Origin of the sequence: Aquibacillus rhizosphaerae (assembly GCF_030282825.1) — a bacterium.
Lineage (GTDB): Bacteria > Bacillota > Bacilli > Bacillales > Amphibacillaceae > Aquibacillus_C > Aquibacillus_C rhizosphaerae.
In genome coordinates, this window is sequence record NZ_JASTZU010000041.1 from 80,565 (window position 1) to 95,401 (window position 14,837).

Below are 14,837 nucleotides of genomic sequence, written 5' to 3' on the forward strand. Positions count from 1 at the left end.
TCACGACCTATGAAAACAGATAAGGGGTGGGCTTGCGGTAAAGCAGTCATTTCATAAGTTTTTCCTGTTCTTATACAATTCATAGTTTCATACATATGTATGTGAGGGGGGGCATCTTAGATGAAAAAATGGCAACAACGCATCGGTAGTTGGTTATCTGACCACCTCGAACTACCTTCCGATGTGGTCCTCGAACTACCAAGAATTACTATGATAGGACAATTACACGCATACATAGAAAATCATCGAGGATTATTATTATTTTCTGATAATGAACTTCGACTAAATATGGGAAACGGTTATTTAAAAATAACTGGAAGTAATTTTGTTTTAAAAATGATGTTACCGGAAGAAATTTTACTTGAAGGTACAATCAAAGAAATTATTTTTATAGACAATTAGTTTATGAAAGGATGGAAAGGTGGAAATTCTATGAGGCATACACAGGGTGTATTTTTTACAGGTTATGTAACAATAAAAGTAATGGGTTACCACCCTGAATTATTTTTTGATCTTTGTGCAAGAAATAACATAACAGTTTGGAATATTAAGAAACTAAGTGATACAGAATGTAAAGGGAACATTAAACTGAAAGACCTAAGTAGCGTAACCTCACTTCGTCGTAATACAATTTACAAAATCTCCTTCATAGAAAAAAATGGTCTTCCATTTTTAACGGCAAAAATCTTGTTTAAAAGACCATTAGTTATTGGTTTGTTATTAAGTATCTTATTTGTCTTTTTCTTATCTAATATTGTCTGGGATGTTAAAGTTAAAGGGGTTCACCCCGAATTAGAAAAAAGAATCATAACCGAATTAAATAAATATGGTATTCAACCAGGAGCACTGAAATTAAAAATTGGTTCTCCTGGAGAAATTCAACAGCAGCTATTAAATGATATTCCTGAATTACTTTGGGTAGGTGTAACAGAAAAAGGGACAACTTATCACTTAGAGGGTGTAGAGAAGACAGTTGTGGAAGAGAAGGAAGAACATGGCCCAAGAAATTTGGTAGCATCCAAAGAAGGCGTTATTGTGGATATGTTTGTTTCGAAAGGACAACCTTTAGTAAATGTAAATGATTTTGTTGAAAAAGGTGATATCTTAGTATCGGGTGTTTTAGGGAAAGAGAAAAACGATAAGGAAAACGATAAGGAAGAAGATGAGGAATCTGATGAGAACATGGTGGAAGCAGAAGCAGAAATTATTGCAAAAACTTGGTATGAAACAGAAGTAAATATACCAATAAAAGCGAATTATGAAGTGTTAACTGGAGAAAATAAAAAGAAATACTATTTAAGATTTGGAGACTTTCTCCTGCCAATCTGGGGATTTTTAAACCCTGAGTATGAAAACACCGAAGTCGAGTCAACGCAAAAAACTTTAAACTTTTTAAAATGGGAACTTCCAATTTCCTTTGTGAAACAAAAGATTCAAGAAAAAGAATTGGTGAATGAGACAAGAACAACGAAAGAGGCAAGAACAGAAGCAATTAAACAAGCAACCAAAGATTTACAGAAAGATCTTGGTCATGAAGCAGAAATATCTTTTGAAAATGTTTTGCACGAACGTATAGACAATGGTAAAGTAAAATTATCGTTATACTTTACTGTATTAGAAGACATAACAAAACCACAACCATTATCTCAAGGAGATTGATTATGCCTGAAGATTTAAAAACTATTGACTTACAATTAGACAACCCAAGTGAAGCTTTGAGCTTATTTGGAACTGAAGACAAACATTTAAAACAAATCGAAGAGCAATTAAATGTTTCGATTGTAACTAGAGGAGAACTAGTAAGGGTATCTGGATCTGAAGAAGATATTCAAATGATAGAGGATATTTTAATGGCTTTGTTGAAGATAATTAAAAAAGGTCTTACAATTGCTGAGAGAGATGTTGTTTATGCTGTTGAACTAGCTAAGAAAGGTAAAATTAATCAGTTCGAAACATTGTTTGAAGATGAGATAACAAAAAATGCAAAAGGAAAATCTATCCGCGTTAAAACGCTTGGACAACGTAATTATGTAAATGCGATAAAGTCAGATGATCTTGTTTTTGGAATAGGTCCTGCAGGCACGGGAAAAACGTATTTAGCTGTTGTAATGGCTGTGAATGCATTGAAAAAGGGATCGGTTAAAAGGATAATATTAACACGTCCTGCAGTAGAAGCTGGAGAAAGCCTCGGGTTCTTACCAGGAGATTTAAAAGAGAAAGTGGATCCATACTTACGTCCGCTTTATGATGCCCTCCATGATGTTTTAGGCAATGAGCATACACTTCGTTTAATTGAGCGTGGCACGATTGAGATTGCACCTTTAGCTTATATGCGTGGTAGAACGTTAGATGATGCATTTGTTATTTTAGATGAAGCTCAAAATACTACACATGCACAAATGAAAATGTTTTTAACTCGGTTAGGATTTGGTTCCAAAATGGTTATTACAGGTGATATTACCCAAGTTGATTTACCAAGAGGAGTTAATTCTGGATTGAAGGTTGTAGAAACAAAGTTGAATCCAATTAAAGGAATATCATTTATATATCTCAAACAATCAGATGTTGTGCGTCATCCTCTTGTGCAAAAGATTATCGATGCATATGAAAAGCCAGGAGAATAAGTGTGAGATTCAGGCTTATTTTAAGACCCATAAATTTGGGTCTTATTTCTGTATTATAAGGTGTGTGTTAAAAGGGGAATAGTGTATGAAGACTAAATGGGATAAATTGATTAGATTATCAAAAAATCAAAAAAAATGGATGAAAATTTGTTTACCTGTTCTCTTATTAGGATGTTTTTACTTTCTTTTGACTTTTTCGAATGTATTTACTGAGACATATGATATTGAAAGGTTTAGCAATGCAAAAGAGACTATTCGTTCCCCTATTACAATTGAAAATGAAAAAGAGACTGAAAGTAAGAGAAGAGAAGCTGTTCAATCTGTAGAGGATAGGTTTAATGTATCTTCAGAAATAACTCAGGAAAGAATAGGGTATGTCGAAGAGTTGTTTGAGGCAATTGAAATATTAGGTGAAGAGCATAAAACAAGTGAGAATGAGGAAGAAAGTATTCCTCTTACAAGTCAAGAAAAAATTCAACAATTACAACAATTATTAAGTCCAGATATTTCAGACTCACTTACTACTGAAGAACTCACAAAACTGGTTGAAGCAAGTTCTCATGAGAGAGCACTTGGAAAAGAATTGTTAACGACATCTTTATATGATGTGTTGAATGAAGGTGTTCGCTCCGAAAATGTACAAGCAGCAAAAAGTAGCGTAAATCAGAAACTGCGTTATTCAAGCTTGGATGAGACCTTTAAAGAGGCACTTTTAGCCATAGCTAGATTTGCTGTTGTAGAAAATTCTTTTTATGCCGCGGATAGAACAATGGAAGCTGAAAAACAAGCAATCAATAATGTGGATCCTGTTATGATTCGTGCTGGAGAAGTTATCGTAAGAGAGGGTCAAACAATTACCAATGAAGTTTATGAAGAATTAGCTTTAGTTGGTTTACTTAATGAAGACCGGAATATTTATCCTGTAATCGCTTTAAGTGTGCTCATTATATTATTAAGTGGGATAATGATATATGAAATCGGGGCATCTGCAAAAATTAGAGACTTAGATAATGGAAAATTAGCAACTATTTTCATTATATCTATTTTAACCGTTGTTATTATGAAGTTTGTTAGCATTTATACTACACCTGTAAATCAGTTGTACTTGTTAGTTCCTGCGGCAACTGGATCCATGTTATTGAAGATACTAGTGCATGAACGTTTAGCAATCGTTTTTTCGTTTATCTATGCGATTGTAGGGAGTATTATTTTCAATTCGGAAATTACTGGCTCTTTGAACATGGAAGCTTTTATCTATTTGTTATTCACACAAATAGCTGGTGTTATTTTTCTCATGAGTGTTAAAGATCGAACTGCGATTGTCAAAGCGGGTGCAGGGATTTTAGTGATAAATCTATTAACGATATTAATTTTTTTGTTATTATCATTTGAAAAATACACGGTTTATGATTCCTTATTACTTGGTGGATACGGGGTTGCGGCAGCTTTTCTGTCCTCAGTTTTAACTATTGGTATGTTACCGTTTTTTGAAGCTAGTTTCGGGATTCTTTCAGATACTAAATTGCTTGCTTTATCCAGTCCAAATCATCCTTTGTTAAGAAAGATACTAACAGAAGCACCTGGAACATATCATCATAGTGTCATGGTTGCAAATATTAGTGAAGCTTCTTGCGAGGCTATAGGTGCAAATGGTTTGCTAGCTAGGGTGGCTGCGTATTATCATGATTTAGGAAAGACATTAAGACCACATTACTTTATTGAAAACCAAATGGGGATTAAAAACCCACATGATTTTATTGAACCGATTCAAAGCGCTGAAATAATTATTAGTCATCCTTATGATGGTGCAGCAATGTTGAAAAAGCATAAGTTGCCAAAGGAAATTATTGATATTGCTGAACAACATCATGGCTCCACCTTATTGAAGTACTTTTATTTCAAGGCTAAAGAAACAACTAATGAAATAAATGAAGAGGATTTTCGTTATCCTGGACCAAAACCTCGTACAAAAGAAGCGGCAATTGTATCTATTTGTGATTCTGTTGAGGCCGCTGTTAGATCGTTGAAAGAACCAACAAAAGCTAAAATTGACGAGCTAATTAATTCAATTATTAATGATCGTCTTATGGATGGGCAACTAAATGATAGTTCTTTGACTTTTAGAGAGTTAGAAGTTATTCAGAAGTCAATTAGTGAAACATTAAATGGAATTTACCATTCTAGGATTCAATACCCTACCGAAAAGGAAATAAAGGAGGCAAAATAAATGCGTATTGATTTTCACGATGAAACGAATTCAATCAAAGAAGATTATGTAGACATGATTCAGCGCTTATTAACTTTTGCATGTAAAGAAGAAAATGTTACGCAGGAGGCTGAAATATCTATTAGTTTTGTTGATGACAAAGAAATACAAGAGATAAACCGAAATTATCGACAAATAAATAAACCTACAGATGTTATTTCATTTGCGCTTGAAGAAACCGGAGAGGGAGAAGTTAAAGTTATTGGGGAAGACCTTCCTATAGTTCTAGGAGATATCGTTATATCAGTTGAGAGGGCCAAAGAGCAGGCAACTGAGTATAATCATTCCTTTGATCGTGAGCTAGGTTTCTTAACATTGCATGGCCTCCTACATCTATTAGGATACGATCATATGAATGAGGTAGATGAAAAGCGAATGTTCCAAAGACAAGAGGAAATTCTCCATGCATTTGGACTCCCAAGACAATAAAAAGCGTAGAGTAGGCTTTAGTTGTGCGATTAATGGGATTAAATCAGCCATCAGCTCAGAAATAAATATAAAGATTCATCTTATAGCCACGATCATTGTTATTTTTGTAGGTTTTTTATTTCAGATTTCTTTGTTTGAATGGGCAATTCTCTTACTAACAATTGGCTCTGTATTGTCTTTTGAAATGATTAATACGGCTATGGAACGAGCAATGGATTACCTTGCACCAGAGTTTCACCCATTGGTTGGTTTAGTAAAAGACTTATCAGCTGGTGCAGTCTTTATTTCAGCATTAACGTCTATATTAGTTGGGAGTATTATTTTTTTACCGAAAATAATACAATTAATTTGGTAATGAATATGGCAAAATGTTAACCAAAACTCTTATTGCAGAATAGGCAATAAGAGTTTTTTTGCTTATACGATTATAATCAAACTTACCATTCATAATCGTTTTCGGACTTGGTAAGTCAACAGTGGGAAAGATTTACTATTTGCGGTTTTGTTCATGAAGATGATCTAAGTTCTGCAGGTACAGCAGGCTGAAGATCAACGAAGGAACCAAATAAAATGATGAAAAGCATTGAAGCAATAATATTTAATTACGGTTATAACATACCCTTTGCGAAATTTGTAGTTATATAAGAAGGAGTTATAATTTTAGCAGCAAAAATTTATGAACAAATCTTTGCTACTAGAACCTAAAAATATGAATGAGTTATAAATATTATGCCATCATTTTAATAGAGGTTTTGTCGAAAACATGAAAGAGTCTTCATTTTATAGTAAAATAAGGGTAATCATAATAAATGAATCGACATCACAATGGAGGAAACAACATGGATAATATACACAAGTCAGGTTTTATCACTATTATAGGCAGACCAAATGTGGGGAAATCAACTTTTTTAAATCACGTAGTAGGTCAAAAGATAGCAATAATGAGTGATAAACCTCAAACTACTAGAAACAAGATACAAGGTGTTTTAACAGAAGAAGACGTGCAATTCATATTTTTAGACACACCGGGTATCCATAAGCCAAAGCACAAACTAGGTGACTTTATGGTAAAAGTAGCAGAACATACTTTAAATGAAGTGGACGTTGTAATGTTTATGATCAATGCAGCTGAAGGTTACGGACGTGGAGATCAATTTATATTAGATCGTCTTCAAAATGTAAAAAAACCAGTTTTTTTAATAATAAATAAAATTGATCAGGTTCATCCTGATAAACTCTTGCCATTAATTAATCAGTACAAGGACAAGTATGATTTTGAAGAGATTATACCAATCTCTGCTTTGGAGGGAAATAATGTTCCTCATTTGCTTCAGGTACTTAAAAAACAGCTACCTGAAGGCCCGCAGTATTACCCTGAAGATCAAGTTACTGATCATCCAGAACGGTTTATAATCGGTGAACTTATTAGGGAAAAAGCCCTACAATTAACTAGAGAAGAAGTACCGCATTCGATTGCTGTTGTCATTGAAAATATAAAGCAAAAAGAAACTACCGAAAAGTTGCTCGTACAAGCGACTATAATTGTAGAAAGAAAGTCACAAAAGGGTATTATTATCGGTAAACAGGGTTCTATGCTAAAAGACATTGGAATGAAAGCCAGAAAAGATATTGAAGGGTTGCTAGGTACAAGAGTGTTTCTCGAATTGTGGGTAAAAGTACAAAAAGATTGGAGAAATAAGCAACATCAATTGAACGAATATGGTTTTCGAAGTGATGAATATTAAGAGCTCCTATACATGGAAAATATTTTAACACATGCAAATATGGCTACTTGGTAATTCTATTATTAGGCACGTAACTTAACTGATAGAAAGGTGGGGTTTCTTGTGATCGACATGTCATGGAAAATCTTTAGTCAGACAGGAAACATAGAAGCCTATTTATTATTAAAAGAATTAGAAACTGTCTATGATAAAGATTCGGGTGCACAAATGGATAAAGAAATAACTGAGATAGACTCACACTTGTAAATAGCGATAAGGGAAAGGTGAACTTTTTTGTTTGAAAAAGTGGAAGGAATTATCTTACGGACACAAGATTATGGGGAAACACACAAAATTGTTACGATTTTAACTAGAGAAAAAGGAAAAATAGGTGCAATTGCAAGAGGTGCAAAAAAACCGAAAAGTAGAATGGCTGCAATTACGCAGCCATTTATACATGGGTCATATTTAATTCAGATGGGTTCAAGCCTGGCTACTTTACAACAAGGTGAAGTATTAAGTTCTTTAAGGAAAATTCGTGAAGACATAATAAAAACTGCATATGCAACTTATATTGCTGAGTTAACAGATAAACTAATTGATCCAAAATTGCAGGATCCTTTTTTGTTTAAGCAATTATTTCAAACGTATCAATGGATTTCTGAAGGTAAGGATCCTGAAATTCTAACCATAATTTATGAGTTGAAAATGTATAAGTTAGCCGGTTTTGCACCTGTAGTTAATCGTTGTGTATCTTGTAATAAGAGAAATGAATCATATGCCTTTTCAGTTATGGAGGGCGGGCTAATATGTACTTCTTGTCAATGGAAAGATCAGGGTGCTACTAATTTGTCGAACAACATTATTAAGTTGTTATATGTTTTTTCTGAGATTGACGTTGAAAAAATTGGGAATATTTCAATTAAAGAAGAAAACAAGAAAATACTTCAACATCTAATGGAAATGTATTATGACCAATATGGCGGTTATTATCTTAAATCAAAGAAATTTTTAAAGCAGTTAGACTTATTGCGATAAATATATTATAGTTGACAAAGAATACTTTATTTACTAATATTTAAGACAAATTTGAAATTTTGCAATGATGGAGATTATAACTTACTGTATCTACTTTTGTAGCGAGTCTGGGATGGTGTGAGCTGGACAAAGGGACGTGAGGAAGGCACTCTTGAGCAAAGATTAAAAAAGTGGCTATTTTTTAAATAGCAAATAGGGTGGAACCGCGGAAATCCCGTCCCTATGTTTCCTTTTTGGAGACATAGGGACGGGATTTTTTTACAACATAGTATTGCCCTGTGGATAACTGACTATTAGTATGTGCTACGTCCACCTACAGCCCTATCCCGCCCTGAGTGTATAAGTCAATCCTCTATGTGGCAAAAAACGAAACGAAGAGGCTAGTCTTAACTATGTCGGAGATGAGCCAGGTGGCCCGCGCTTTTGTTGCACATAGAAAATTATTCAGTCGGTTTTAAATAAAGAACTAGGGATTTTAAAAACTTAATGGAGGTTGGTAAAGTGAATATTCAAGAAATGATTTTAACCTTACAAAAACATTGGTCAGATCAAAATTGTATTTTGATGCAAGCTTATGATGTAGAAAAAGGTGCTGGAACAATGTCCCCAATGACATTACTTAGAAGTTTGGGGCCAGAGCCATGGAACGTAGCGTATGTAGAACCTTCTAGAAGACCGGCAGATGGTAGATACGGGCAAAATCCAAATCGTTTGTACCAGCACCATCAATTTCAAGTAATTATGAAGCCATCACCTGATAATATACAGGACTTGTATTTAGATTCATTAAAATCATTAGGTATTGACCCTTTAAAACATGACATTCGATTTGTTGAAGATAATTGGGAAAATCCAACCTTAGGTGCTGCAGGATTAGGGTGGGAAGTTTGGTTAGATGGAATGGAAATCACACAGTTTACTTATTTCCAACAAATTGGTGGACTGGAAGCAAGTCCAGTCGCTGTTGAAATTACATATGGAATTGAGCGACTAGCTTCCTACATTCAAGATAAAGAAAATGTGTTTGATTTAGAATGGACGAATGGGGTAACCGTTGGTGATATATTTTATCAACCGGAATATGAACATTCAAAATATACATTTGAGGAATCGGATACAGATATGTTATTTAATCTCTTTTCAACATTTGAAAATGAAGCAAAACAAACAATGGATAAAGGCCTAGTCTTTCCGGCATATGATTACGTTCTGAAATGTTCACACACTTTTAATTTGCTTGACGCAAAAGGTGTTATATCTGTGACTGAACGAACCGGTTATATTGGAAGAGTAAGAAATTTAGCAAGGGAAATAGCAAAATTATACGTGGAAGAAAGAGAACGTTTAGGATACCCGATGTTGAAAAAGGAGGCAATCAACAATGACAGTAACTAATGTTTTGTTTGAAATTGGCTTGGAAGAAATGCCTGCGCGATTTCTAAATGATGCCAAAGAGCAATTAGAAAGTAAAACGGACGCGTGGCTAAAGGAATTAAGACTTCCTTATAAGGATTTAAAAGCGTATGTGACGCCTAGAAGACTTGCTATTGTAATAACCGAGATTGCTGATAAACAACCAGATATTGAGGAAGAAGTGAAAGGTCCTGCAAAAAAAATTGCTTTAGATAAAGAAGGTAATTGGTCGAAAGCGGCGATTGGTTTTTCAAAAGGACAGGGAAAGTCAGTAGACGATATTTACTTTAAAGAAATTAAGGGAATTGAATATGTTCATGTAAATAAATTTATTAAAGGTCAGCCTACGTCGGAATTATTACCAGCATTTAAGGATGTATTTTTAAGTTTAACTTTCCCTAAAAATATGCGATGGAGTAATTTGAATCTCCGTTTTATTAGACCAATACGTTGGATTGTGGCATTACAAGGGTCAGAGGTATTACCCATAGAAATTGCCGGAGTCCATTCTTCAAATACCACAAAAGGACATCGTTTTTTAGGACAGGATATTGTGTTAAATGATGCCTCAGAGTATCAAGAAAAGCTAAAAAGTCAATTTGTTATTGTAGATCCAAAACTACGTGAAGAAATGATTGTACAAGGAATTAAAAATATTGAACAAGAGAATTATTGGCAGATTTCTATTGATGCGGATTTACTAAATGAAGTAAAGCATTTAGTTGAGTATCCAACTGTATTTCATGGGTCATTTAGTGAAGAATTCTTAGTTGTTCCTGAGGAAGCTCTAATTACTTCAATGAAAGAGCATCAAAGATACTTTCCGGTTAAGTCTTCAACTGATAAATTATTGCCTCATTTTGTCGCAGTTCGTAATGGGGATGAAAATCATATCGATATGGTGGCAAAAGGAAATGAAAAGGTACTTAAGGCTAGATTATCAGACGCTAGATTTTTTTATGAAGAAGATCAGAAGCAAACAATTGATCAAAATATAGAAAAGTTAGGAAGAATGGTTTTTCAAGAAAGTCTTGGAACTATTGCAGATAAAGTAGCTAGAGTAGTCCGTATTACGAAGAATATTTCAGATTTAATAAACGTTGACAACCAAACGGCGAATAATGCGGTCCGTGCAGCTGAAATCAGTAAATTTGACTTAGTTACACATATGGTTAATGAATTTACAGAGCTTCAGGGAATTATGGGTGAAAGGTATGCTAGTTTATTTGGTGAAAACGAACGTGTAGCAACAGCAATCAACGAACATTACATGCCTAGACACTCTAAAGATAACTTGCCTTCAACAAGAGAGGGTGCAATCGTAAGTGTAGCGGACAAGTTAGATACAATTGTTGGTTGCTTATCAGTAGGTATTATTCCTAGTGGTTCCCAAGACCCTTATGCACTTCGTAGGCAGGCACTCGGTATTCTGCAAATCGTGAACGATCAGCGTTGGAATATAAATCTAGAATCATTATTCGAAATAACACAAGATATATATGAGTCACTGGATGTTAATACAATAAGTAGAGCAGAAATTAAAGCGAATCTAAATGAATTCTTTAAAGCAAGAGCAATATTCCTGATGAAAGAATTGAAAGTAGACCATGATGCAGTCGATGCAGTACTTACAGGTGGAATTGGAAATTACGCTTTTGCAATAGATAAGGCATTACTTCTTACTGAAAAACGATTAGATGAATCGTTTAAAAATGTACAAGAAGCACTTGTTAGGACGATAAACCTGTCTGAAAAGGGTACTGATAAAGGTGTAAATGAAGGTCTATTTGAGAACTTGCAAGAAGAAAAACTATACAAAAAGTATCAAGAGATTTCCGGTCCTTTTGAAGCTGCTCTTGAAAAACACAAGCACAAAGAAGCTATTGAAATTCTTAGTGAGTTGGCTAAACCAATTCATGACTTCTTTGATAATACGATGGTAATGACTGAAAATGAGCAAGTAAAAGCTAATCGACTGTCTTTGTTAAATAAAATAGCAACATTAATTTTTAAATTTGCAGATTTAACAAAAATACAGTGGAAACAGCAAAAGTAGGTTGGGAGGTTAAACGTATAAATGAAAAAACCAACCGTTTACGTTATCTCTGATTCAGTTGGTGAAACAGCGGAATTCGTAATGAAGGCTGCTTTAAGTCAATTCAAATACGATGGGGAATATGTAATGCACCGTCTACCTTATGTAACAAGTAAGAGTGTCTTGAAGGTCGCAGTGCAGCACGCCGAAGAAACAGGAGCGATAATTGGCTTTACACTTGTTAATCCTGAATTCAGAAGTTACTTAGAGAATGAGGCCATGAATAAAAAGGTTGAATGCATTGATATTATGGGTCCCATGATTTCTGCTATGCAACGATTATTTAAGCAAAAACCTAGACTGGAGCCAGGGCTAGTCCATCAACTTGATGAGGATTACTTTAAGAGAGTGGAAGCAATTGAATTTGCTGTCAGGTATGATGATGGGAGAGACCCAAGAGGGATATCTAAAGCTGATATTGTGTTGATTGGAGTATCAAGAACTTCAAAAACACCGTTATCACAATATCTTGCACATAAGCAATTGAAGGTAGCAAATGTACCGATTGTTCCCGAGGTAGAGCCACCTAATGAACTATTTTATGTTGATCCTAGAAAGTGTGTTGGCTTAAAAATAAGTCCGGTAAAACTAAATGATATTAGAAAAGAACGTTTGAAATCTCTAGGTCTTGGTGATCAAGCTAGTTATGCCAATATGGATAGAATACATCAAGAGCTATCTCATTTTGAAAACATAATTGAACGAATAAAGTGTCCAGTTATTGATGTTTCAAATAAAGCGGTGGAAGAAACAGCAAATATAATACTTAATATGATTAATAAAACTTATTGAGAAGCGGGTGAGCTTTTATTAAAGTAATTGTTATATTTTGAATTTACTTTAATAAGCTAGTTTTAACTAATAAATTTTTAAACCTACTTACCTAAAACTTAAAAGAACCCTTGTTAATGAATGAATTCATAAAGCAAGGGTTCTTCAAATGATGATCACTGATTTTATCATCTTTATTTAAAAAGATAAGAAAAAATCATAGCAATTTTATTTTTTTTGTATTATAATTAATTTTTGTGTAAAAATGATTCTAAGTATACCTATAAATGACTTAACTTCTTATAGTATTCTGAAAAGTAAAACTTTCATGCAAAAGGAAGGAATATACTAGTTATTGTAGAATAAGTAATATGGTTCATGTAATTAGCATGACTCATACGAAACAGAATCCTACATATGTATTATGCACTATCCCTTTTTTAGCTTTACATCCTTCGACAAGTCAAATTATTATAGACAACTTATCCATCTTGATTTTACTCTTTTTGCAACTTTAGTTTATTACCAACGATAAAAAGGTATATTGAGTAGTAACAATTTTCACAAAAAATTTTGGTCTTTTAAAAAAAATTGTCGAAACAAAAAGGATTTTCTTCATATTTTATAGAATAAAAGTAGACATGGTGATATGTATGCCTAAACAGATTCCAGAAGAAACGATTGAAGAAATTCGTAAATCCAATGATATTGTGGATGTTGTTGGAGAATATGTTCAGTTAAAAAAACAGGGTAGAAACTTTTTTGGGTTGTGCCCTTTTCATGGTGAAAGTACGCCATCTTTTTCTGTTACACAAGATAAGCAAATTTTTCATTGTTTTGGTTGTGGAAAAGGTGGGAATGTTGTCACATTCATAATGGAAATCGAGGGTTTCAATTTTTATCAAGCCATTGAGTTCCTAGCGAATAAAAGTGGTCATTCGCTTCCTGATCACATACCAAACCAAGATAAACATCAAAGTAAAGAGAACCAAGATGTTTTAAAAGCTTATGAATGGTTAACTAAATTATATCATCATTTATTGCGTCATACAAAAGAAGGTAAGGAAGGTTATCATTACCTTAAAGAACGAGGTTTTACTGATGATATTATTGATACTTTTCAGTTAGGTTTTTCTCCAAACTCTAAGGAGTTTACCGTTCAATTTTTGGAGAAAAAGGGTTATCACCGCCAAACAATGGTAAAAGCTGGGTTATTATCTGCAAATGAAGAAAATCAAGTAACTGATCGATTTCGCGGCAGAGTAATTTTTCCTATAAGAAACCATTTAGGCAAAACTGTGGGGTTCGGTGGACGTTCGATAGGAAATCAGGAGCCTAAGTATTTAAATAGTCCTGAATCAGAATTATTCCAAAAAGGGAAGTTATTATACAATTTTGATTTAGCTCGTACATCGATACGTAAGGAAGAGGAAGCGGTTCTTTTTGAAGGTTACATTGACGTTATCTCGGCCTATAAAGCTGGAGTAATCAATGGTATTGCAACATTAGGGACATCGATGACTGAGTCACAGGCGAAATTACTTAGACGTTATGTCGAAACTGTAGTCATTTGTTATGATGCTGATAAAGCAGGTTTTCAAGCCTCTTTTAAAGCCGCTAAACTATTAAAAAACGTGGGCTGTAAAGTAAAAGTCTCTTCGATGCCAATAGGATTAGATCCTGATGAATATATAAAGACATATGGTGCTGATCGTTTTAAAACTGAGGTTATAGAAGCTAGTGATACTTACATGTCATTCATGATGAAGTATATTAAAAAAGATTATAATCTAAATTTAGAAGGAGATCGCATACAATATGTTGAAAATGTAGTTGATGAGATTTCATTAATTGAACGGCCAATTGAAAGAGAGCATTACTTAAAAGAATTAGCAAATGAATTTGAATTATCAATCGATACGTTATCACAAGAAATCCAGTCGCGTAGGCAAAAGATAGGATTTAAGCAGGATAAGCCACGTCAATCTAGCCATACTAAGATAACAAAAGACTTTACTAAAACTAAAAAAAAACTAATGCCAGCATATTATAATGCGGAACGACATTTAATTGCTTATATGATTCAGGACACTTCTATAGCCGAGAAAGTTAAAGAAGAGTTAGGTGGTGCTTTTAATGTTGACGAACATAAAGTTATTGTTACTTACTTATATGGCTACTATGAAGAAGGATACACACCTAACGTAAGTCATTTTATTGAAAAACTTCCGGATTCAGATATTCAAGGTTTAGTGGTCCAGTTATCAATGGTTCCTGTTAATCAAGATATTAGTGATAAGGAAATTAATGATTACATTCGAACGATTCGTGCTGAAAAAAGTGAGAAAGAAACAATTAAATCCTTAAGAGTTGAACAAAAAAATGCAGAAAAACAAAATGATCATGTTAAAGCTGCACAGATTGGAATGCAAATTCTTGAGATTCAAAAACAAATTAAGAATTCAAATCATTGATAT

General features: G+C 33.8%; 13 protein-coding genes. All 13 read left to right on the forward strand.

Annotated elements, in window-relative coordinates; all coding sequences use genetic code 11:
- The first annotated feature begins 120 nt into the window (after positions 1–120).
- Positions 121–402 (forward strand): sporulation protein YqfC, encoded by a 282-nt coding sequence (yqfC, locus tag QQS35_RS13725; protein ID WP_285932787.1) that lies wholly within the window; start codon positions 121–123, stop codon positions 400–402.
- Between the two features lie 30 nt (positions 403–432).
- Positions 433–1,659 carry a sporulation protein YqfD gene (yqfD, locus tag QQS35_RS13730; RefSeq protein ID WP_285932788.1) on the forward strand — a complete coding sequence of 409 codons (1,227 nt, stop codon included), beginning with the start codon at positions 433–435 and terminating at the stop codon, positions 1,657–1,659.
- 2 nt (positions 1,660–1,661) lie between these two features.
- Positions 1,662–2,624: a PhoH family protein gene (locus QQS35_RS13735; protein ID WP_285932789.1), complete on the forward strand. Its 963-nt coding sequence runs from the start codon at positions 1,662–1,664 to the stop codon at positions 2,622–2,624.
- 85 nt (positions 2,625–2,709) lie between these two features.
- Positions 2,710–4,851: an HD family phosphohydrolase gene (locus QQS35_RS13740; protein ID WP_285932790.1), complete on the forward strand. Its 2,142-nt coding sequence runs from the start codon at positions 2,710–2,712 to the stop codon at positions 4,849–4,851.
- Positions 4,852–5,319, forward strand: a complete 468-nt coding sequence (gene ybeY, locus QQS35_RS13745) for an rRNA maturation RNase YbeY (RefSeq protein ID WP_285932791.1) — start codon at positions 4,852–4,854, stop codon at positions 5,317–5,319. It begins immediately after the preceding gene.
- Positions 5,294–5,674, forward strand: coding sequence for a diacylglycerol kinase family protein (locus QQS35_RS13750; RefSeq protein ID WP_285932792.1), 381 nt, complete (start codon positions 5,294–5,296; stop codon positions 5,672–5,674). The genes ybeY and QQS35_RS13750 overlap by 26 nt, the downstream gene beginning before the upstream one ends.
- A gap of 484 nt (positions 5,675–6,158) precedes the next feature.
- On the forward strand, positions 6,159–7,064 hold the full coding sequence (gene era, locus QQS35_RS13755) for a GTPase Era (RefSeq protein WP_285932793.1): 906 nt from the start codon (positions 6,159–6,161) through the stop codon (positions 7,062–7,064).
- A 102-nt stretch (positions 7,065–7,166) separates the two neighbouring features.
- Positions 7,167–7,310 carry a YqzL family protein gene (locus QQS35_RS13760; RefSeq protein WP_285932794.1) on the forward strand — a complete coding sequence of 48 codons (144 nt, stop codon included), beginning with the start codon at positions 7,167–7,169 and terminating at the stop codon, positions 7,308–7,310.
- 27 nt (positions 7,311–7,337) lie between these two features.
- A complete protein-coding gene (gene recO / locus QQS35_RS13765; RefSeq protein ID WP_285932795.1) occupies positions 7,338–8,081 on the forward strand; it encodes a DNA repair protein RecO in 744 nt (247 codons plus the stop codon).
- 501 nt (positions 8,082–8,582) lie between these two features.
- On the forward strand, positions 8,583–9,476 hold the full coding sequence (gene glyQ / locus QQS35_RS13770) for a glycine--tRNA ligase subunit alpha (RefSeq protein WP_285932796.1): 894 nt from the start codon (positions 8,583–8,585) through the stop codon (positions 9,474–9,476).
- The gene (gene glyS / locus QQS35_RS13775) at positions 9,463–11,550 is read left to right on the forward strand and encodes a glycine--tRNA ligase subunit beta (protein ID WP_285932797.1); all 2,088 of its coding nucleotides are present in this window, start codon (positions 9,463–9,465) and stop codon (positions 11,548–11,550) included. Before glyQ ends, glyS begins: the two co-directional genes overlap by 14 nt.
- 21 nt (positions 11,551–11,571) lie before the next feature.
- The gene (locus QQS35_RS13780; protein WP_285932798.1) at positions 11,572–12,381 is read left to right on the forward strand and encodes a pyruvate, water dikinase regulatory protein; all 810 of its coding nucleotides are present in this window, start codon (positions 11,572–11,574) and stop codon (positions 12,379–12,381) included.
- Between the two features lie 632 nt (positions 12,382–13,013).
- Complete coding sequence (gene dnaG / locus QQS35_RS13785; RefSeq protein ID WP_285932799.1) at positions 13,014–14,834, forward strand: DNA primase; 1,821 nt, start codon at positions 13,014–13,016, stop codon at positions 14,832–14,834.
- Positions 14,835–14,837: the final 3 nt, after the last annotated feature.

Excerpts from the sequence above, each read along its gene's own strand:
- QQS35_RS13740 (WP_285932790.1), top strand. The coding sequence starts at position 2,710 with ATGAAGACTAAATGGGATAAATTGATTAGATTATCAAAAAATCAAAAA.
- QQS35_RS13750 (WP_285932792.1), top strand. The coding sequence starts at position 5,294 with ATGCATTTGGACTCCCAAGACAATAAAAAGCGTAGAGTAGGCTTTAGT.
- ybeY (WP_285932791.1), top strand. The coding sequence starts at position 4,852 with ATGCGTATTGATTTTCACGATGAAACGAATTCAATCAAAGAAGATTAT.
- yqfD (WP_285932788.1), top strand. The coding sequence starts at position 433 with ATGAGGCATACACAGGGTGTATTTTTTACAGGTTATGTAACAATAAAA.
- yqfC (WP_285932787.1), top strand. The coding sequence starts at position 121 with ATGAAAAAATGGCAACAACGCATCGGTAGTTGGTTATCTGACCACCTC.
- glyS (WP_285932797.1), top strand. The coding sequence starts at position 9,463 with ATGACAGTAACTAATGTTTTGTTTGAAATTGGCTTGGAAGAAATGCCT.
- dnaG (WP_285932799.1), top strand. The coding sequence starts at position 13,014 with ATGCCTAAACAGATTCCAGAAGAAACGATTGAAGAAATTCGTAAATCC.
- QQS35_RS13780 (WP_285932798.1), top strand. The coding sequence starts at position 11,572 with ATGAAAAAACCAACCGTTTACGTTATCTCTGATTCAGTTGGTGAAACA.
- era (WP_285932793.1), top strand. The coding sequence starts at position 6,159 with ATGGATAATATACACAAGTCAGGTTTTATCACTATTATAGGCAGACCA.
- QQS35_RS13735 (WP_285932789.1), top strand. The coding sequence starts at position 1,662 with ATGCCTGAAGATTTAAAAACTATTGACTTACAATTAGACAACCCAAGT.